General features: G+C 70.7%; 21 protein-coding genes and 1 pseudogene. 11 read left to right on the top strand and 11 right to left on the bottom strand.

Annotated features, from left to right (window positions below; translation table 11 throughout):
- The first annotated feature begins 54 nt into the window (after positions 1-54).
- Positions 55-1,167 carry an AMP-binding protein gene (locus ACP4E5_RS06250; RefSeq protein WP_425825722.1) on the top strand — a complete coding sequence of 371 codons (1,113 nt, stop codon included), beginning with the start codon at positions 55-57 and terminating at the stop codon, positions 1,165-1,167.
- Between the two features lie 290 nt (positions 1,168-1,457).
- On the opposite strand, the gene ACP4E5_RS06245 is transcribed toward ACP4E5_RS06250, so the two are convergent.
- Positions 1,458-1,595, bottom strand: a complete 138-nt coding sequence (locus ACP4E5_RS06245; RefSeq protein ID WP_425825721.1) for a hypothetical protein — start codon at positions 1,593-1,595, stop codon at positions 1,458-1,460.
- A gap of 60 nt (positions 1,596-1,655) precedes the next feature.
- Between ACP4E5_RS06245 and ACP4E5_RS06240 the strand changes: the two are divergent.
- The 8 genes and pseudogenes from ACP4E5_RS06240 to ACP4E5_RS06205 all read left to right on the top strand — a co-directional run.
- Positions 1,656-2,003, top strand: a pseudogene (locus ACP4E5_RS06240) (aldehyde dehydrogenase family protein); the annotation flags it as partial.
- A 179-nt stretch (positions 2,004-2,182) separates the two neighbouring features.
- Complete coding sequence (locus tag ACP4E5_RS06235; RefSeq protein WP_425842174.1) at positions 2,183-2,560, top strand: hypothetical protein; 378 nt, start codon at positions 2,183-2,185, stop codon at positions 2,558-2,560.
- Between the two features lie 52 nt (positions 2,561-2,612).
- Complete coding sequence (locus tag ACP4E5_RS06230) at positions 2,613-4,046, top strand: MFS transporter (protein WP_425825720.1); 1,434 nt, start codon at positions 2,613-2,615, stop codon at positions 4,044-4,046.
- A gap of 14 nt (positions 4,047-4,060) precedes the next feature.
- A complete protein-coding gene (locus tag ACP4E5_RS06225; RefSeq protein ID WP_425825719.1) occupies positions 4,061-4,492 on the top strand; it encodes a hypothetical protein in 432 nt (143 codons plus the stop codon).
- A 43-nt stretch (positions 4,493-4,535) separates the two neighbouring features.
- Entirely contained in the window at positions 4,536-5,594 is a 1,059-nt protein-coding gene (locus tag ACP4E5_RS06220) for a 3-oxoacyl-[acyl-carrier-protein] synthase III C-terminal domain-containing protein (RefSeq protein WP_425825718.1), read from the top strand.
- A complete protein-coding gene (locus ACP4E5_RS06215) occupies positions 5,591-6,802 on the top strand; it encodes a beta-ketoacyl-[acyl-carrier-protein] synthase family protein (RefSeq protein WP_425825717.1) in 1,212 nt (403 codons plus the stop codon). The genes ACP4E5_RS06220 and ACP4E5_RS06215 overlap by 4 nt, the downstream gene beginning before the upstream one ends.
- The gene (locus tag ACP4E5_RS06210; protein ID WP_425825716.1) at positions 6,799-7,701 is read left to right on the top strand and encodes an alpha/beta hydrolase fold domain-containing protein; all 903 of its coding nucleotides are present in this window, start codon (positions 6,799-6,801) and stop codon (positions 7,699-7,701) included. The genes ACP4E5_RS06215 and ACP4E5_RS06210 overlap by 4 nt, the downstream gene beginning before the upstream one ends.
- On the top strand, positions 7,698-8,072 hold the full coding sequence (locus tag ACP4E5_RS06205) for a hypothetical protein (RefSeq protein WP_425825715.1): 375 nt from the start codon (positions 7,698-7,700) through the stop codon (positions 8,070-8,072). The genes ACP4E5_RS06210 and ACP4E5_RS06205 overlap by 4 nt, the downstream gene beginning before the upstream one ends.
- 106 nt (positions 8,073-8,178) lie before the next feature.
- On the opposite strand, the gene ACP4E5_RS06200 is transcribed toward ACP4E5_RS06205, so the two are convergent.
- The 6 genes from ACP4E5_RS06200 to fabG all read right to left on the bottom strand — a co-directional run bounded on the left by ACP4E5_RS06200 (position 8,179) and on the right by fabG (position 14,151).
- Positions 8,179-8,739 (bottom strand): RNA polymerase sigma factor, encoded by a 561-nt coding sequence (locus ACP4E5_RS06200; protein WP_425825714.1) that lies wholly within the window; start codon positions 8,737-8,739, stop codon positions 8,179-8,181.
- A 25-nt stretch (positions 8,740-8,764) separates the two neighbouring features.
- Positions 8,765-9,904 (bottom strand): beta-ketoacyl synthase N-terminal-like domain-containing protein, encoded by a 1,140-nt coding sequence (locus ACP4E5_RS06195; protein ID WP_425825713.1) that lies wholly within the window; start codon positions 9,902-9,904, stop codon positions 8,765-8,767.
- Positions 9,901-11,124, bottom strand: coding sequence for a beta-ketoacyl-[acyl-carrier-protein] synthase family protein (locus ACP4E5_RS06190; protein ID WP_425825712.1), 1,224 nt, complete (start codon positions 11,122-11,124; stop codon positions 9,901-9,903). Before ACP4E5_RS06190 ends, ACP4E5_RS06195 begins: the two co-directional genes overlap by 4 nt.
- Positions 11,117-11,398 carry an acyl carrier protein gene (locus ACP4E5_RS06185; protein ID WP_425825711.1) on the bottom strand — a complete coding sequence of 94 codons (282 nt, stop codon included), beginning with the start codon at positions 11,396-11,398 and terminating at the stop codon, positions 11,117-11,119. The genes ACP4E5_RS06190 and ACP4E5_RS06185 overlap by 8 nt, the downstream gene beginning before the upstream one ends.
- A 50-nt stretch (positions 11,399-11,448) precedes the next feature.
- Complete coding sequence (locus ACP4E5_RS06180; protein WP_425825710.1) at positions 11,449-12,708, bottom strand: NAD(P)/FAD-dependent oxidoreductase; 1,260 nt, start codon at positions 12,706-12,708, stop codon at positions 11,449-11,451.
- A gap of 702 nt (positions 12,709-13,410) precedes the next feature.
- Complete coding sequence (gene fabG / locus ACP4E5_RS06175; protein ID WP_425825709.1) at positions 13,411-14,151, bottom strand: 3-oxoacyl-[acyl-carrier-protein] reductase; 741 nt, start codon at positions 14,149-14,151, stop codon at positions 13,411-13,413.
- A gap of 224 nt (positions 14,152-14,375) precedes the next feature.
- Here fabG and ACP4E5_RS06170 point away from each other — a divergent pair, with 224 nt between their 5' ends.
- Together ACP4E5_RS06170 and ACP4E5_RS06165 are read left to right on the top strand one after the other, a co-directional pair.
- Positions 14,376-14,858: a PaaI family thioesterase gene (locus ACP4E5_RS06170; protein ID WP_425825708.1), complete on the top strand. Its 483-nt coding sequence runs from the start codon at positions 14,376-14,378 to the stop codon at positions 14,856-14,858.
- A gap of 65 nt (positions 14,859-14,923) precedes the next feature.
- Positions 14,924-15,067, top strand: a complete 144-nt coding sequence (locus ACP4E5_RS06165) for a hypothetical protein (protein ID WP_425825707.1) — start codon at positions 14,924-14,926, stop codon at positions 15,065-15,067.
- 21 nt (positions 15,068-15,088) lie between these two features.
- On the opposite strand, the gene ACP4E5_RS06160 is transcribed toward ACP4E5_RS06165, so the two are convergent.
- The 4 genes from ACP4E5_RS06160 to ACP4E5_RS06145 are packed head-to-tail and all read right to left on the bottom strand — an operon-like array spanning position 15,089 to position 19,045.
- On the bottom strand, positions 15,089-16,564 hold the full coding sequence (locus ACP4E5_RS06160; protein WP_425825706.1) for a sialate:H+ symport family MFS transporter: 1,476 nt from the start codon (positions 16,562-16,564) through the stop codon (positions 15,089-15,091).
- 59 nt (positions 16,565-16,623) lie between these two features.
- Complete coding sequence (locus ACP4E5_RS06155; RefSeq protein WP_425825705.1) at positions 16,624-17,319, bottom strand: N-acetylmannosamine-6-phosphate 2-epimerase; 696 nt, start codon at positions 17,317-17,319, stop codon at positions 16,624-16,626.
- A complete protein-coding gene (locus ACP4E5_RS06150; RefSeq protein ID WP_425825704.1) occupies positions 17,319-18,269 on the bottom strand; it encodes an ROK family protein in 951 nt (316 codons plus the stop codon). The genes ACP4E5_RS06155 and ACP4E5_RS06150 overlap by 1 nt, the downstream gene beginning before the upstream one ends.
- Positions 18,266-19,045 (bottom strand): dihydrodipicolinate synthase family protein, encoded by a 780-nt coding sequence (locus ACP4E5_RS06145; protein WP_425825703.1) that lies wholly within the window; start codon positions 19,043-19,045, stop codon positions 18,266-18,268. Before ACP4E5_RS06145 ends, ACP4E5_RS06150 begins: the two co-directional genes overlap by 4 nt.
- Positions 19,046-19,059: the final 14 nt, after the last annotated feature.

The following is a 19,059-nucleotide window of genomic DNA, read 5'->3' as shown; positions in this document are numbered from 1 at the left end:
TACCCGCCCCCGCACCTCTTTCGTGATGCACCCACCGTTCGAAAGGATCCAGCGATGTCCGACGCCGCCGCGCACGACTGGTCGATTCTCGACGTCGACCCGACGCAGCAGAAGGTCACCGACACCGACGCCTACGTACGCACCCTCATGCGATGGCACTTCGGCCCCGAGACGGGCTCGCCGTTCTGGCTCGAACGCAGGGCCCGGCTGGACTTCGACCCCCTGACCGACGTCAAGTCCGTCGAGGACCTCGCCCTGTTCCCCAACCTCATCGACGAGTTCCGTGATGTCAGCGCCGAGGAACTGGTGCCCCGGGGCCTCGGGGACGCGAAGATCGCGGCCATCTTCGAGAGCGGCGGCACCACCGGCCGGCCCAAGCGGTTCCTGATGTTCGAGGAGTGGTTCTCCCGCTACCTCGCCTGGGCGGGCCGCAAGGCCGCCTCGGGGCTTGGTGGTTCGGGTGTCAACCTGCTCGCCACGACACCGTCGGGACCGCACATGATCGGCGAGGTCACGGTCCGGCAGTCGCACGCCCTGGGCGGCAAGCGGTTCACCATCGACGTCGACCCGCGGTGGGTCAAGAAGCTGATCGAGCGCGGCCGGGCCGACGAACTCGGCGCCTATGTCGACCACTTGGTCGACCAGACCGCCGACATCCTGGCCACCCAGGACGTCGGAATGATCCAGACGATTCCCGTTCTGTTGACGAAGATCGCCGAACGCCCCGAGCTCGTCGACCTCGTCCGCTCGAAGGTCAAGCGCATCGCCTGGGGCGGCGCGCACATGGATCCCGACACCCGCGCCATCCTGCGCGAGGAGGTGTTCCCCGGGATCCCGATCGTCGGCGGCTACGGCAGTACGACCATCCTCAGCGTCGCCGTGGAGCGCAAGGACGAACAGCCCTCGGGTCTCGCGACGTTCGACCCGTTCTCCCCGTATGTGTTCTTCCGGGTCGTCGACCCGCAGACCGGGCGACCGGTCGCGTACGGGGAGCGCGGGCAGATCGTCATGAACCACATCACCAAGTACGCCCTGATCCCCAACAACCTGGAACGCGACACCGCGGTCCGTACGCCCGCAGAGGACGGACACATCGGGGACGCGGTCGCCGATGTGGCGCCGGTACAGACCTTCGACGGCTCCGCCGTCACCGAAGGGGTCTACTGAGACCGAAGGGGTCCACTGATCATGAACACCCCCCACAGCACGGCCGAGTTCACCCACGTGGACGCGATCACCGGGGCCGGTGAGTACCGGGCCCGCGTCGGCAGGCCGCTCACACTGCCCGACGGCACGGAGATCGGGACCATCAGCGAGGTCCCCCGGCTCTATGTCACCCGCGCCTTCGCCCGCCTGGCACAGGCCCCCGTGCTGCCGTACGAGCGGCGCCTGGAGCTGCTCGCCAAGGCCGCCGACCTGTTCGAGAACGCCGTGCTGGAGGGCCGCACGGTCGACGACTACCTCGACCTGGTCAGCCGCTGCGCCGGCGTGCCGAGGGCCATCGCCCACGCCTCGGTCGCCGCCATCGCCCGGACGCTGCGCGCGTTGCCGGACACGCTCGCCCAGGAGATTCCCCGCGGCGCGGTCACCGACATCGACGACCCCCGCCTGCGGGACGGCGCGGCCTACTGGGCGCGCCGGGGAGGACCCTCGCCGTGCACGCCTCGGGCAACACGCCCGGCGTGCACAGCCTCTGGCCCAGCGCGCTGGCCCTCGGCTACGCGGTCGCCGTGCGGCCCTCGAGCCGCGAACCCTTCACGCCGCAACGCCTCGTGCGCGCCTTCCGCGAGGCGGGCCTCGCCGAGCAGGTGGCACTGCTGCCCACCGGGCACGACGTCGCCGACGCACTCATCGAACAGGCCGACCGGGCGCTGGTCTACGGCGGCCAGGCCGTCGTCGACAAGTACGCGGCGAACCCGGCGGTGCTCACCCAGGGGCCCGGCCGCTCCAAGACACTCGTCACGGACGACGTCGACTGGCGTGAGCACCTCGACACCGTCGCCGCGTCCGTCGCGGGTCTCGGGGGCGCCGCCTGCACCTGCACCACCGCGGTGCTCGTGGGGGGGACGCCGCCACGGCCGACGCCTTCGCCGCCGCGCTCGCCGAGCGGCTCGCCGCGTACGCCGCCGAGCACCCGCGCGTCGAGCTGCCGGAGGCGACGGCCCGTCAACTGGCCGACCACGTGGGGCAGATCGCCGCGGGGACCACCGGCCACGGACCGTCCGAGCTCGTCGAGATCGTGCGGCCGGGCACGGCGGTGCTGCGTCCCGTCGTCCGCGTCGCGCCCGACGCCCGCGCCCCGGTCCTCGGCGCGGAGCTGCCCTTTCCCTGCGTATGGATCGCTCCGTTCGACCGCGCCGAGGGGATCGGGCCGCTGGCCGGCTCCCTCGTCGTCACCGCGATCACCGAGGACACGGAGTTCGCCCAGCGGCTCCTGGACGAACCGAGCATCTCCAACGTCTACATCGGCGCCCATGCCACGACCTGGATGAAACCGGGTGTGCCCCACGACGGCTACCTGTCCGAGCACCTGATGACGACCAAGGGCGTCATCCGATGAAGCGGCCGTACGACGGCGACGACCCGACCGCACACAACCGAAAGAACCGACCATGAGCACCGAAACGCCTGCCGTCGCCGCCGCCCGACCGGTGGACAAGGTGGCCGACCGCCGCCGAGCGATCGTCTTCGCCGTCCTGTGCTGCGGGTTCGTGCTGACCAGCCTCGACATGATGATCGTGAACGTCGCCTTCCCCGCGATCGAGCACGAGTTCCCCGGTTACGACAACGCGGTCGTCAGCTGGACGCTCAACGCTTACACGATCCTCTACGCCGCTGCGCTGATCCCCGCGGGGCGGCTGGCCGACCACCTCGGCCGCAAGCAGACCTTCCTCGCCGGGCTCGTGCTGTTCACCCTGGCGAGCGGAGCCTGCGCGCTCGCGCCGAGCCTTCCCGTCCTTATCGCGGCACGCGCGGTGCAGGCGCTCGGCGCCGCCGCGCTCACCCCGACGTCCATGGGCCTGCTGCTGCAGGTGAACCCGCCCGAGCGGCAACAGCGCGCCGTGCGCAGCTGGACGGCGGCCGGCGGCATCGCCGCGGCCATGGCCCCCGTGGTCGGCGGACTGCTCGTCCAGTCCGACTGGCGCCTGGTCTTCCTGATCAACGTGCCGATCGGCGCCCTTGCCGTCGTCGTGGGAACCCGCGTGCTGCCCGCATCGTCGCCGCGCTCCACCACCGCCCCCGGCCCCGACCTCATCGGTGCCCTGGCCGTGGCCCTCTTCGCGGGCGGCGCGGTGTTCGCCCTCGTCGAAGCCCCCGAAGCGGGCTGGAGCTCGGCCACCACGCTGCTCGGATTCGCCTGTGCGGCGGTCATGCTGGCTATCGCCGTGCTGCGCAACCTGCGGCACGCCTCACCCGTCGTCCCGCGCGAACTGCTCGCCCTGCCCGTCTACGTCCGCACCAACGTCGCCGCGTTCGTCTACAGCGCGGGATTCGCCGTCATGCTCCTTTCGGTCGTGCTGTGGACGCAGAACGTGCGCGGCTACTCGGCGATCCAGACCGGCCTGGCCATCGCACCGGGCACCGTGCTGATGCCGATCTTCGCCATGCTCACCGGACGCATGGCGCGCGGCATCGGTCTGCCCCGCACCGCCGCCCTGGGCTGTGTCGTCCTCGGCGCGGGGATGGCGTGGTGGATCTTCACCGCCCCCACGGACCTGCCGTACGTACTGGCCGTCATGCCCGGTTCGATGCTGACCTCCATCGGCACGATCGTGGCGATGGCGGCGTTCGCGGGCCAGGTCTCCTCCGCCATCCCGCAGGCTTTCTACGCCTCCGGCTCCGCCGTGCACACCATGGCGAAGCAACTGGGCATCGCGATCGGCGTCGCCCTTCTCCTCGTCATCCATGACAGCGCCGCCCAGGGCGGAGCGTCACCGGTGCCCGCCCTGCGCGACGCGTGGATCGTCGGCGCCGCTCTCACTCTCGTCGCGGCCGCGGTCGCCCTCATCGGCTCGCGCCGACCGGCCGCCCCCGCCACCGAATAGAAGGAGGTCGTCGCATGCTCACGCTCAACACGGCTGCCGCGCAGGCGATATGGAACAAGTGGCTGCGCATGTGGAACGAGAACTCCGATGTCGCCCACGAGATCATTTCCCCGGACAGGTACCTGCTGCACCTGCCCGACGTGGGCGCCACGATCGACCCGTCGAAGATCTCCGGCCCGGCACAGATGTCCGAGTGGGTCTCCGGTTTCTCCGGAAAGTTCGACGGACTGCGCTACGCAACGCAGTTGGGCCCGTTCGTCGACCCAGCCCGCCGCCGCTTCGCCTTCCGCTGGGTGGGCACCGGCACCTGGACCGGCGCCACTGGCTGGCCCTACGACGTCCCGGGCGAGGACGTGCTCTTCGTCGGCGTCGACATCTTCCAGGTCGACGAGTCGCTGCAGATCACCGAGTGCTGGTCCCAAGGAGCCGTCACCAAGACGACCTGAGCCCACCGGACAGGCATCCCGACCAGATCCCTCAGGAGCATCCATGGCACTGCAGACACCAACGGTCCGGCCGATCCTCGGGATACGGGCGGCACGCGGCTGGTTCCCGGACAAGACACGCACCCCACAGGACGAGGTGCGCGGCGGGAACCTCACCGCAGAACAGGCGGCCCGGCACGGTGATGTGACCCTGCACATCGGCCGGTCCTGGGAAACGGAGTCCGCGCCTGCGATGGCCGTGGCCGCCGGCCGAGCCGCGCTGACCGCGTCCGGCGTACCCACGGACGGCATCGGGCTGCTGGCGTACGCGTGGACGAACTACCAGGGCAACCCCTTCTTCACCGCCGCGCACTGTGTTGCGGAGGGACTGGGCCTGCCGCGCTCGTGCACCCCTGTCGGCATCCAGCAGGCCTGCAACGGCGCCGCCATGTCCTTCTCCCTAGCCGCCGGACAGCTGTGCCTGGACGGCCGGACGCATGCGCTGATCGTGGCCGCGGACCGGTTCACCGCCCCGGCTGTCGACCATTGGCGCAGTCACGTCATGCTGGCTTACGGCGACGGCGCGGCGGCGGCGGTGGTGGGCACGCCCGACCCCGGCGACGCCTTCCACCTCCTGGCCATAGAGCACACCGCCGCTCCCGAACTGTGGCGCACCCGCGACGACTACGACGGCTTCGGCCCGCACCAGGCGCCCGTGCCGTACCTCAACGCCATGCCGACGGAGAAGTTCTCGGACGAGGGCGGCCGACCCCGCCTGCGCGCGGTCTCCCACGAGTGCATCACCGACGCGGTCGACAAGGCCCTCGCGAGCGCCCGTCTGGCGCCAGGAGACCCGAGGATCGTCAAGGTTCTCGCGCCCCGGCTGAGCGACAAGGTGCGCGAGTTGATGATCGGGCCGATCGAGGAGAAGTACAGCGACCGCATCGAGTGCCGCTACAGCGAGACGGGGCACCTGGGTGCGGGCGATTTCCTCGCCAACCTCGCCGATGCCGAGGCCGCACACGACATGGCGCCGGGCGACATCATGCTCGTCCTGGGCGCAGGCGGCGGCTACTCCTACACCTGCGCCGTGCTCCAGGTTCCCGAGGAGCGTGCCGCATGACCCGCCTCGCGATCACCGGCATGGGGTTCACCCTGCCGGGCGGAGTGCGCACCGCCCGGGACTTCTGGCGCCACGTGCGCGCCGGAACATCGACGCTCAGCGCGTACAGGGCGTTCCACGACCTCGGTGTGCCGACCGTGATGGCCGGTCAACTCACGCACGAGCCCGTGGTCGAGGGACTGGACCCCAAGCACGCGCGCAAGTACTCGCGGGAGATCCTCGCGGCCCTCGCAGGCATCGACGAAGCGCTGGTGGACGCGGGAGTCCGCGACGTCGATCCGCACCGTACGGGCATCATCGCCTCCTCCTCGCGCGGACCGCTGCAGTGGTGGGAACGCGAATTCGCCTCGGCGTCCGGGATCGGCCGCGTCCTGGGCGGGCTGCCCGGCGCGCCCGCAGGCATCGCGGCCATCCGCACCGGCGTCCAGGGCTATGTCTCGACCGTGTCGTCGGCCTGTGTCGGTGGGACCCACGCGCTGCGCACCGCGGCCGCCGAACTGCACGCGGACGAGGCCGACGTCATGATCGTGGCCGGCCATGAGTTCCCGCTCACCGCGGACCTGCTGCGCGTCTACACCGATCCGGCCTCCCGGGTACTGAGTGCCGGCACGACGCCGCAGGACTCGATCCGCCCTTACGACGCCGACCGCGACGGCACCGCTCTCGGGGAGGGAGCCGTCGCACTCGTCCTCGAGCGGGAGGCCGACGCGGTCGCGCGCGGCGCGCACATCTACGCGCTCGTGCTGGCGACCGGCGTGGCCAACGAAGCGGCACACCCCACCACCATGGAGCTGTCGGGGGAGAAGACGGCGGCGCTCGCGGAGCGGGTCATCAAGAAGGCCGACCTGTCCGTCGGCGACATCGGTCATGTCTGCGGCCACGGAACCGGCACGCGCACCAACGACCTCGCCGAGAGCAGGGCCGTCCGCCGTGTCTTCGGCGAGTACACCGACGTCCCGCTGACCTCGGTCAAACCTGTCTACGGCCACCTCTTCGGCGCCTCCGCGCTCGTCAACATCGCAGCCACGGCCTGCATGCTCGACTCCGGGACGATCGCGCCCACGGGCAACAGCAGCCGCCCCGACGCCGAATGCGGTCTCGACTCAGTCTTCGGCGGCCCGCGCGAAGCCGAGCTGACCGCGGCGCTGTCCTTCGCGTTCGCCTTGGGCAGCCAGTCCACCGTGGTGGCCCTGGCGGCGGCGCGATGACCACACGCCCCGAAGCCACCGAGGCGCTCGCGACCATCGGGCACGAGTACGCCCAGGAGTCCTTGCGCGTCGGTGAGCTGCTGAAGTCCCGGCTGACGACGCTTTACCAGGTGCCTGCCGGTATGACCTTCGCCCAGTACCGCGAGACCGTCCGATTCGGCAGTGACACCACCGAGACGAGCGCGCACGATGCCACCATCGAGCAGGTACCCGTCCGCTCGTTCGCCCCCCGGACCCGGTCACACGGGCGGTACCTGCACCTGCACGGCGGCGGATGGTGCCTGGGCAGCCACACCATGCACGATGCGACGCTCCAACGACTGGCGGACCAGAGCGAGTTGACGGTCACGTCGGTCGGCTACCGGATGGCGCCCGAGCACCGTTACCCGGCCTGCCTGGAGGACGTCCTTGCGGTGGCCCAGGCGCTGGCCGGGCCCACGGACGACGGCCTGCCGTTCCTGGCCGTCGGAGGCGAGTCCGCCGGGGCACACCTGGCCGCCATGGCCGCCGTCGAGCTGCCCCGGCGGCTCGGCAGGCAGCCGTTCTCCGCCGTCTCGCTGAACTATGGAGCCTTCGACCTCACCACGGGCCTGGAGCGCGCGCTCGCGCTGCTCATGCCCGATGCGGGGCGCGCGGAGCGGGCGGACGCCTCGCCCCTGCGTGCCGAGCTGCCCGGCGTGCCGCCCGCCCGCTTCTGCGTCGGCACCGAGGACGCGCTGCTTCTGCAGACGCTCGCCATGGAGGCGAAGTGGCGCACCCGCGCGCCGACCGAACTCGACGTGTTCGCCGGCGCGGCACACGCCTTCACGACCGTGCGATGCCGCGCTGCACAGGTGGCGAAGGCCAGAGAGGCGGCGTTCCTGCGCCGCCAAAGAACAGAACGGTGGAACCAGACATGATCGAGTTGAAGACCCTCACCCTGTGGAACGACATGTGGAACGGAGCGCTCGACCTTGCCGACGAGATCTGCTCCCCGGATTTCTCGATCTTCTTCGGCCGCGATGCCTCGACCCACAACGGGGACGACATCCTCGGACCCGCCCAACTCAATTCATTTGTCCATGACTTCCGGGCGTCCCTGAACAACGACCTCGAGTTCTCGCTCGTCCGGAACCTGCTCACTCCCGGCGCCGACTTCGCCGTCTCGCTGTGGGACCTGCGGATCGGCCCGGACCGTGTCGTCGGCGGGACCGACGTCTTCGAGTGCGACGGCGCGGGCCGGATCCGGAAGGTGTACTCGGTGACGGGCCAACGCGGCATCGTCGCGTAGCCGCACCCCCCCGGCCGAGCTGCGCCGGCCTCCCGAAGGGCTCCGCTGGACGGACCCTTCGGGAGGTCGGCGCTTTTTTACGGCCCAGTCCTGTGCCGTCGTCCGGTCACTGGGTGCGGGCCTCCAGCAGTCCGCGCAACCGGGCCAGGGCGCGCCGCCGCAGCGGGCCGAGCGACCCACGCGGCAGCCCGAGCAGCCGGCTTGCCTCGTCGTAGCTCGGCGGCGGGTCTGCCAGCAGGACGCCGAGCAACTCCTGGTCCCGGCTGGGCAGTTGCCGAAAGGCGTCGAGCACCTCGCCGGCCTCCGCGCGTCGCAGGACCGGTTCGTCCGGGTGCTCCGTCTCCCGTTCGTACGTGTCGAACAGGGGGCTGTCGCCCACCGGGACCAGACGCCTGCCCCGCTGGATGTGCTTGAGGCACTCGCGGCGGGCCGTGGTGGCCAGCCACGCCGCCACCTGGGCGCGCTCCCGCAGCTGCGGGAGGTACTGAACGGCCCGCATCCAGGTGAGCTGGTACACATCCTGACAGTCGACGGGGGAGAGGCGGTGCGAGCGCGTGATCGTCCACACCATCGGGGTGAACTGGTCCACGAGCTGTACCCACGCCCGCTGGTCCCCATCGAGGCATGCGGTCACCAGATCCGCCACGTCCGCGTCGGCTGGGGCCATGTGTGCCACGTCCGGGTCCCCCCGCTCACTCGGGCAGACGGGGGGAGGGGTGGCGCACGACCAGACAGCCGACGTGTCCGTCCGAGGCGAGGGAGGTCACCACGGCGACCTCGCCGTCATTCCCCGGTTCCTGCCAGGATGCCAGCACCGAGGCGAGCTGGAGCGATCCGCCGGCGCTGAAGGTCTCGCCCAACTGCCGGGTGACGCGCAGGACACGGCCGGGGAGCACCCCCAGTGCCTCTCGCAGGCCCCGCTCCTCGACCCGCTCGAGCCCGACGTGCCCACTGCAGCCGAGGGACACCGCACCGATTTGGTCGGCAGACACCCCGCTGCGCGCCAGGGCCCGCTCGACGCACCGGGCCAATGTCGAGGCCAGGCTGCCGCGTTCCCCACCGGTCGAGGAGACCTCGCAGGCCAGCACCTCGGCCAGGGCCGTACGGCCCGCGGCCGCCGCCGACTCGGGCGGTTCGAGGACGAATACGGCGCAGCCCTCACCGACCGCGGCCGTGGCCGTGAGCGCCTTCGACACATGCCACCCCCAGGCGGACTGCGGGCACAGCTCCTCCACCCCACCGACCAGGACCCGGTCGACATGGCCGCCCATGATGACGTTGCGGGCGTAGCGGATCGCGTTCAGGCTCGACAGCCGACCGCCGGCGATCGTGGCGTTGACGCCCCGCAGCTCGGACCTGATGGCGATCTGACCCGCGCAGCAGTTCATGACCGAGTTGGGAAAGAGGTTGGCCCGAACCAGATACGGCTTGTCCTGGATCAGCGTGTCCCGGGAGAACTCGCTGGAGCTGCGGATGCTGCCGGTGCTCGTCCCGATCACGACACCGGTACGCGGCTTGTCGCCGTCCGCGAGCGGCACCGGGAGTTCGCGCAGCGCCCGCGCACACGCCACCAGCGCGAGTTTGGTGGTGCGGTCCAGGTGCCGGATGCCCTTCCCGCCGAGATAGTCCTCGGCGTTGAGATCCGCCACGGCGCGCAGGGCGATCGGCGGGAGATCGTCGGCGATCTCGGACAGGTCCGCAGGCGCGGGTTCATGCGCCGCGCGGGACGGTTGAAGTGTCTCGATGCCGTGCCCGGCTGCGGACAGCACGCCGGTTCCGGTGATGACCAGGGGGGCGACGGTGGTGGTGACGGGTGCGGTCAAGGTACTCACGCCGCCCTCCCCAGGATGGTGATGGCGTTGTTCCCGCCGAAGGCGAATCCATGGTTCTGCACGATGCGGGGAGCGGCAGGACGCGCGACCCCGGGAACCGGGTCCACCCCCGGGCCCAGTGCCGGGTCGGTGCGGCTGACGTTCGCGGTCGGCGGTAAGAACCCCTCGTGCAGGGCGAGGCAGCACATCAGCGCACCGAAGCCGCTTGCCGCGCCCATGGTGTGCCCGATCGCGGACTTGATGGAGCTGATCGGCGGCAGTCGGTCCCCGAACACCTCGCGCACCGCCTTGACCTCCGTCGCGTCGTTCGTCGGGGTCCCGGTGCCGTGGGCGCAGATGTAGTCGATCTGCGCCGGCTCCACCCCCGCGTTGCGGTGGGCGGCACGGATGCAGTCGGCGATGCTGTTCGGGTCGGGGGACACCGGATGCCGGGCGTCGCAGTTGACGCCGTAGCCGAGCACCTCGGCGTAGATCCGGGCGCCCCTGGCCCGGGCATGCTCCAGCGGCTCGAGGAACAGCGCGACGCCGCCCTCCGCGGTCAGGATGCCGCTGCGGTCCGCGTCGAAGGGGCGGCACACCGACTCGGCGAGGGCGCCAAGGCGGAAGAACCCGGCGTGGGCCCAGCGGTTGATGGAGTCCGCGCCCCCGCTGACCATGAAATCCGCCTCGCCGCTGCGCACCATGTCGTAGGCGTAGCCGAGCGCGTAGTTGCTCGCCGAACAGGCTGTGGCGATGGTCTGGGCGTCCCCGGTGAGCCCCAGCTCGGCGTTGACCGCGTTCGCGATCCGGTTCGCCGGGACCTTGCGCACGGCGTCCGGGGCGAGGCGCTTGAAACTGTCCTTGACCCACTGCTCGGTGAGCTGCTCGATGACCGCAGACTCCCCGCTGGTCGTCCCGATGGTCGAGCCGGACCGCGCCGAGGCGACGATGTGGGGGGCGATGCCGGCGTCCTGAAGGGCCAGCCGGGCGGCCGACGCGGCGAACAGCCCGCTGCGGCCCCATTCCCCGGGGTCGATGCGACGCAGCACGCTGCGCGGTTCGAAGTCGTGCACCTCTCCGGCCATGGTGTACGGGAAGCCGCCGGCGTCGAACCCGCGGATGGGGGAGACTCCGCTGCGTCCCGCGCGGATGCCGGCCGCGAAGGCATGGGCACCCACCCCCAGGCTGCTGACGGCGCCGAGTCCGGTCACCACCACCCGGCATGACGTGGATTCACGCATTGGGTATCTCCCAGCCGGCGTTACGGGCGACGACGTCGTAGACGGCCGTCAGCGTGACCATCTCCGGCAGGTCCTCCTGCGGAATGGACACACCGAGGTCGAGTTCGATCCGCGCAAGGATCTCCAGTGCCAGCAGCGAGTCCGCGTCGTGGTCGTTGACGAAGTGGCTCGTCTCCGTCAGCTCGTCGGGGCCGAGCTCCAGCACCTGGACGACGATCGTCCGCAGCTGCTCCAACTTCTCCGCCTGAAACAGGTTCTGACTGGTCTGAGGCATGATGTTTCCCTTCGCTGAGAGGTGGGGGACTGTCGTGCGCAGGCAGGGCATCACACGCCGCCGGCAGGCACCGCGGTGGCGGGGCGCAGCCGATGGCGGAGATTCACCAGAGTTGCCTTGGTGAGTGAAGAAGGTGACAGGAAGGACCCGGTCCCGATGAGACGCGAGCCGAACGTGTGGAAGTGCCGGGCCATTCCGGGGTCACGCGCCGCCGCCGAGAACATGAGCTTCTCGACGGCGTTGAAGGGCCGGCCCGAGGCGAAGTCGGAGATCAGGAACTGATAGCCCTTCAGCTTCGAGCGGCGGCCGCGGTAGGCGGCCAGCGAGCGGTCCAGTTCACCGGCCGCTCGTACGGCTGCCGAAGTCTCGTCGACCAGCCACTGCGCGCTCTGCAGCGCCCAGCCGCAGCCCACACCCCACAAGGGGTCGCTCGTCAGAGCCGCGTCGCCGATGAGCGCCCAACCGGGGCCGGTGGGTTGGCGTGAGACCAGCGGGTAGTTGACGGTTCCCACGATCTTGCCGACGAGTTCGCCCCGGTCCAGATCGGGCGCGCCGGGCAGCGACTTGACGAACGCCCGGAAGGAGCCCTCCAGATCCTCCCGGAACCGGGGGAGGCTGCTCTTCGACGGGATGCACGCGACCAGGGTGATGTCACCGTCGTTCGGCATCGCGTAGCCGACGTCGGGCTCGCGGAACCATGACAGCGTCACATCGCCCTTCGGGCGTGGCAGTCCTTTGAAGTGGGCGAAGTAGCTGAAGCGCTGGTTGGCGACGCGCTTGGCGGCGGCTCCGACGAGTTGGCCGACGGTGGAGTCCTTCCCGTCGGCGCCGACGACGAGCCGGGCACGCAGCTCCCGGCGCGCGCCGCCCGACGTCGTGGAGACGCCGACGACCCGGCCGCCTTCGGTGAGCACTCGGTCGAGGGTGTGTCCCAGGAGCAGGTCGACGCCGTCGGTGTCCTGGGCGAGCCGGCGCAGGATCGGGTCCAGGGTCTGGCGGCGGACGTTGTACCCGAAGGGCAGGCTGCGCTCGAGCGGGTCGTCCTCGGGGCGGATCCATCCCCAACGCGTCCAGTAGTGGGCCGAGTTGGGTACCGCGCCCGCGTCCTCCAGTTCTCGGGTCACCCCGAGTTCGGCAAGCGTCGCGTGCCCACAGGCCTGGATGTAGTGCGTGCACAGCACCTTGTAGGCGGACATGTTGGAGCGGCGCTCCAGCAGGGCGACCCTGGCCCCTCGTCGGGCATACAGGACGGCTGCGGTGCACCCGGCGATGCTCGCTCCGTTCACGATGACGTCGTACGACTCGCTCATGATTCCCCTCTGTGGGACATGCGGGAGAAGTGGATGTGCGTATCGCGTTCCTCTGGCAGGAGGGCGCAGGGAGACGGATTTCGCAAAGCGCACGGATCGCCACCCCGACATCGGCGTCAGGGGTGCGGAAATCAGCAGTGAGAGCTTGTCACGCAATTAACGCGTGGCTCGGCAGCCATGAATGGAATGAAGAATTCCAATTGGTGGCGCAGGAAGAGGCGGTGCCTCAGCGTGCCGCACAGAGGGTGGGCTGAGGTGCGGATACGGAGCCCGCTGCGCCCCGAGGGATTTCGTTCGAACTTGAAATATCGGCGGGCGGTACGTGCAGATCTCCGCGCATTGTGCTGGGCCCCCGTGCGAGTTGATTTAGTAGGTACTAACTACTTTCTTCAGCCGAGCCTAACCAGTTCCGTCTTCTACTGTCAAGGCGGACCCTGGCTGCCTTCGAATTGTCAAGAGTTGGTCATGTGATTGATTTGTCAAGTCAAAGAAATGCTGTTCCGCGGTTGCCGCATTGCCGGTCGACCGGGACCGTCAAGGAGCGCCCGAGAGCGCGGACGGACTCGCGTACGACCTCCGGGACCGTCCCAGCCTCCTCGGCAATCTCGGCGAGCAAGGCGTCGTCCGCAAGGGCGGCGCCCCGCGGGGCGGCGGGCAGCGCCGCCCCGGGGCCACCTGCGTCCGACCCGTGCGAGATGGCACTCACAAGGTGATCCCTCCGTCGACCTGGAACGTCTGCCCGGTGATGTAGTCGGCGCGGTCGGAGAGGAGGAACGCGGTGATGTCCGCGACCGATTCGGGGGTGCCGAACCGGCGCAGTGGAACGCTCTTGAGCGCCTCCTGGCGCGCCTTCTCGGTCAGGTGCGCCGTCATGTCCGTCTCGATGAAGCCGGGAGCCACCACGTTGACGCGGATGCCGCTGCGCGCCACTTCCTTTGCCAGCGCCTTGCTCATCCCGATCACCCCCGCCTTCGCCGCGGAGTAGTTGCTCTGCCGGGCGTGGCCGAACACCCCGGCAACGGACGACATGTTGACGATCACTCCCGCCCTGCGCTTCATCATGGCGAAGGCGGCGGGTTTGCAGAAGTTGAAGGTGCCGCTGAGATTCGTGTCGATCACGGACCGCCAGTCGGCGGACGGCATGAGGACCATGGGGTTGTCCCGGACGATGCCGGCCGAGTTCACCAGTGCTTGCACCGGCCCCAGTTCGACTTCCGCCTTGGCTAGGAACGCAGCGGCCGCGTCCGGGTCGGTGACGTCACACACGTCGTGATGGACGCGTGCCCCGCGCCGCTGAAGGACCTCTGCGACCCGAGCTCCTGCCGTCCGGTTCGACTGGTAGCAGAACGCCACGTTGTAGCCGTCGGCGGCCAGACGCTCGGCCACGGCCGCACCGATGCCGCGTGAACCCCCAGTAATGACCGCGAGTTTCCGTTCGTGCATCGCCACACTCCTCTTCTTCTGGACGCACATACCCGGGCATGCGCGCGCACGCCCAGCCACACAGAGCCCCGAAGACCGTCGCGAGATACGTGGCGGTGGTGCCGGGCAGCGCATGGGCACACCACGGAGCGCTTCGACCAAGGAATTTTCCGAGCGCCCGTATCCACGCGGGGCGGTCGCGGCTCTGTCCGCACAAACGCGACTGTTGTGAGGAGTCCGCCGCGATGACCGTGCCTGCCGGGACCGACGTACACGAAGACATGGGCAAGGTCTTGCCCGACGATCTGCCGGAGGAGCTCGGCACCCTGATGCGAGAGGCCGGGCTCGGAGCCGGCGGCCTGTACTGGAAGCTGGGCATTCGGCTCCTGGAGGCCAATGCCCAAGACGTCGTCGGCGTCATGCCTGTGGAGGGCAACACACAGCCGTTGGGCCTGCTTCACGGCGGCGCCTCGATCGCCTTCGCCGAGACACTGGCCTCCACCGCGGCCGCCATGTACGCGGGCACCAGCCGCAGCGCGGTGGGCGTCGAGGTCAGCGCCACGCACCACCGCTCCGCCCGTAACGGAGTGGTTCACGGCAGGGCCCGCGCCGTGCACCTGGGAAACTCCATGGCCACGTACAACGTGGAACTCACCGACGGGCGGGGGCGTTTGGTGTGCTCCTGTCGGGTCAGCTGCGTGCTCACACCGCGCCCCGCCGCGAAGTGAACCGCACCGCCTCAGCTCAGCCGGATGTCGAGAGGTGGTGGACCGCTTGGCGTTCTCCCGGCGCGGTGCCGGCAAGGCAGGGAGGCACCCGCAACACGTCCCAGCAGCTCGTCGAACTCGGGCGCATGGGAAACGGTGTCGTCGGCTGGAGCCTGGACACCGTGGAGGTCGTCAACGGTGCCGGGTGCGTGCGCCGCGCCCGTCGGTGACGGCGCGGCGCACCCCGTCCGTCAGGCCCCGCCCACCCCGTTCGGCTGCGGGGTGTCCGCCACCGGCGACGGCAGGTCGGTCGCCAGGTGGTCGTGTGTCGCGTCCGGGTCGGTCAGGCGGTTGAGGCGGGCCGGGACGTCGAGGCCGACGAGGGCGACCACGATGATGGTGCCGGCGAAGGTGAGGACGGCGAGGGCCCGGCCGAGGGGCATTCCGGACGCCAGTGAGGCGCCGAGGACGGGGGCCACGGCGCCGCCGAGCGCACCCACGTTGTACGTGAAGCCGAGCGCGGCCGCCCGGTTCTCCGTGGGGAAGTGGCCGCCGATGTAGCGCGGCAGCAGCCCGGAGATGCCGAAGCTGAGGCCCTGGAGTACGAACAGGAGCGCGCCCAGCAGGAGGAGGTTGTCCTTGACCGCGAAGACCGGGAAGACGAACACCATCGACGCGATGAGCGTGAGCGCGTACGCCTTCTTCGTGCCGATCCAGTCACCGACGAACCCGGCGAGCCAGCAGCCCGCCATCGTGCCGAAGCCCGCGAAGAACATCGCGTTGCTGACCTGGTCGGCGGAGTAGCCGAGGTCCGACTTGAGGTAGGTCGGCAGCAGCGCCTGGATGGGCCAGGTGTAGAGGAACGCGAAGAACACCGTCACGGTCATCGCCACGTACAGCGTCCAGTTGCGGCGCCCGCCCAGCTGCGCCGCGAGCGCGATGAGGCCGACGCCCGCGACGACGGAGAGCGCGGGCACGTACCCCGCCCCGATGGGTGTGAAGACGGCGAAGAGGGAGACTGTCGCGGCCACCGCCAGGACCGTGTTCATCGTCGCGCGGGACGGCGTCGAGAAGAGTGGGCGGAACGGGTTCGGTTTCGTCGTTCCCCGCTCGACCGTCTCGCTCCACTCCGCGGCCTCCGGCAGCGCCCGGCGCAGCCACAGCGCGACCACGATAGGGACGATGCCGAGGTAGAACATCCACCGCCAACCCAGCGACGGCACCACCCACTTGTACACCTCGGCGGCCAGCACCGAACCGACCGAGAACCCGGAGATCAGGAACCCGCTCGCCCGGTTGCGCAGACGCGTCGGCCAGCTCTCCATCGCGTACGTCGCGCTGGCGCTGTACTCGCCCGCCATCCCCATGCCGATGGCGAGCCGCGCGACGAACAGGCTGGTGTAGTCCCAGGCGAAACCGCAGGCGAACGTGCCGAGGGAGTACAGCAGGATGCTGACCACCATCGACAGCTTGCGGCCGTAGCGGTCACCGAGGGCGCCGAGGACGGCGCCGCCGATCCACCGGGTGATGAACGCGGCGGACACCAGGCCGGCGCCCTCCACCGTGCTGAGCCCGAAGTCGTCACTGATCTCCGTGAGGACGAGGGTGATCAGGACGAAATCGAAGCCGTCCAGGACGTAGCCGACCCAGGCGGCGAAGAACGACTTCCACTGGGTACCGGTCACCTCGCGGTACCAGGGACGTGTGTCGTGGGTTTGGTGGCGCACGGTGTCTCCAGAATGTCGGACCGCCTCGGCATGGAGCACGGGCCGCGGGCGGTGGCGTGTCAGTGCTGGGTGAGTCCTGCGACGAATCGGGCGGTCAGGGAGGTGGGGGCGGTGATGGCTGTGCCGACGACGACGCTGTGGGCGCCGCGCGCGAGTGCCTGCGCGGCCTCCTGCGGTGTACGGATGCGGCCCTCGGCGACCACGGGAACGTCGAGGGCCCCCGCGAGCGCGGCGACGAGGGCGAGGTCCGGTCCGGCCTGCTTCGGGGTGCCGGGTACGTAGCCGGAGAGTGTGGTGGACACCAAATCGGCGCCCTCGGACGCCGCGGTGACACCTTCGTCGAACGTCGAGACATCGGCCATCACCAGGGCTCCCGCCGCGTGCACGGCCTCGGCCGCCGCGGCGAAGGTGCTGCCGTCGGGGCGCGGGCGGTCGGTGGCGTCGACCGCGACCACGTCGGCGCCGGCCTCGGCGATCGCCACGGCGTGCCGGACGGTCGGTGTGATGTAGACGCTGGTGTCGCCGTCCTTCCAGAGGCCGATCAGGGGCAGATCGACCGCGGCGCGGATCGCGGCCACCACCTCGGGTTCGTTGGCGCGTATGGCGGCCGCGCCACCCGCGGCGGCGGACCGGGCGAGGCGGACGAGCGTGGAGGTCTCGCGCATCGGGTCGCCGGGCGGGGCCTGGCAGGACACGATCAGCCGGCCGGCGATGGCCTCGGCGAGGGCGGCGGGAGAGAGCGTGCTGGTAGTCATCACAGATTCTGCTTCTGGTGTCGGGGGCGGTGGAGGGGTGCGGTCGCGGTCAGCGCGGCGGCGCCGAGCACGGCCGCGTCCGTGCCGTCGCGTGGCGCCATCGGCCTCAAGTGGCGTAGCAGCGGCATGAGTTCAGCCGCGAACGCGCGGTCCAGTGCGTCCCGGTACAGCGGTCCGATCCGGGGCACGCCGCCCGCGACCACCACACGGTCGGGGCCGAGCGCGTTGGCGAGTCCGCCGAGGGCGCGCCCGGTCGCCGTCGCGCCGATCGTGATCGCCCGGACCGCGTCGCCGTCCCCGGCCGCCGCACGCTCGGCGACCGTCTGCAGGCGGTCGACGGGCCGCCCGGTGAGCCGCTCGTACAGGGCCGTGATGCCGGGCCCGGACGCGACGGCCTCCAGGTGTCCGCTCGCGCCGCAGGTGCACGGGAGCCCCGCGGCCTCGGGGCTCGGCAGGTGCCCGAGGTGGCCGGCGATGCCCGCGACCCCGTGCAGCATGCGGCCGCCCGCGGCGACGGCGCCCCCGACCCCCGTACCCACGGCGACGAACAGCAGCGTGGCGTCGCCGCCGAGCGCGGCCAGTTCGGGACCGGCCGTGGCCCGCACGTCGTTGTCGCAGGCGACCGGGAGTCCTGTGCGCTCCGCGAGGCCTGCGCCGAGCGCGGTGCCCGCCCACCCGCGGATCGTGTCGGTCGAGGCGGTCACCACCCCCGTACGAGGGTCGATGACGCCGGCCGCGGCGACACCGACGGCCCACGCGCCGTGGTCGACGGCCCGCGCGGCTCCGGCGAGGGCGCCGAGGACGACAACGGGCCCTTCGGAGGCGGGTGTTGGCCTCGTGTGCCGGTCGAGCACGGACCCGTCAGGACCCACCAGAGCGGCATCGATCTTCGTGCCGCCCAGGTCGAGCCCGATGACGGGAGCGGACACGGGAAAGGGCCCGGGACTCATCGGATCGGCGCGAGCCCGGCGGCCCGAAGGCGCGCGGCGACGCTCTCGACCGACGCCTCGCTCAGCTGGATCTGCGGGAACGCTGTGTCGCCGCCGTCGATGACACCGAGCAGCCGCAGAGCGCCCTTGAAGGCCCCGAGCGCCGACGAGCTGCGCCCCATGTCCTCCTCCGGTCCGGCATCGACGATGCCGAACAGCTCGACGAGCCGCTCCTGCTCCTTCGCCGCGAGGTCCCAGTCGCCGGCGCGGGTGGCCTCGTAGAGGCGTACGTACGCGGCCGGGTCCACGTTCCCGATGCCCGGTACGACGCCGTCGACCCCTGCCAACAGGGCGGCATCCACGGTGAGTTCGGAGCCGGTGAGGACGCTGAAGCCGGGCGCGGGGCCGGTCTCCCGGCCGTGCCTGCCGCCCAGTTCGACGATAAGACGGCGCAGCCCGCCCTCGTCGCCGCTGCTGTCCTTGACGCCCGCCAGCGTGCCGTCCTGCGCCAACTCCCGCAGCAGCGCGGCGGACAGCTTGCTGTGCACCGACACCGGCAAGTCGTAGGCGAACAACGGAAGGTCGACGCTCGCGCGGATGCGCCGGAAGTGCCGGGCGATCTCCAGCGGGTGCGTGCGCGTGTAGAACGGCGCGGTGGCCACGAGCCCGTCGGCACCCAGCTCCGCCGCCCGGGCCGCGTGGTCGAGGACGCGCGGGGTGGTGGTGTCGATGATTCCGGCGAGCACCGGCACCCGGCCCGCGGCGGCGCGCACCACCGTTCCGCGATGCGTACGCACTTCGACGGCATCCG

Origin of the sequence: Streptomyces fractus, from assembly GCF_049844455.1 — a bacterium.
GTDB classification, from domain to species: Bacteria; Actinomycetota; Actinomycetes; order Streptomycetales; family Streptomycetaceae; genus Streptomyces; species Streptomyces fractus.
Note: the sequence above shows the minus strand (reverse complement) of the source record. Positions and strands in the feature narration are given on the sequence as shown.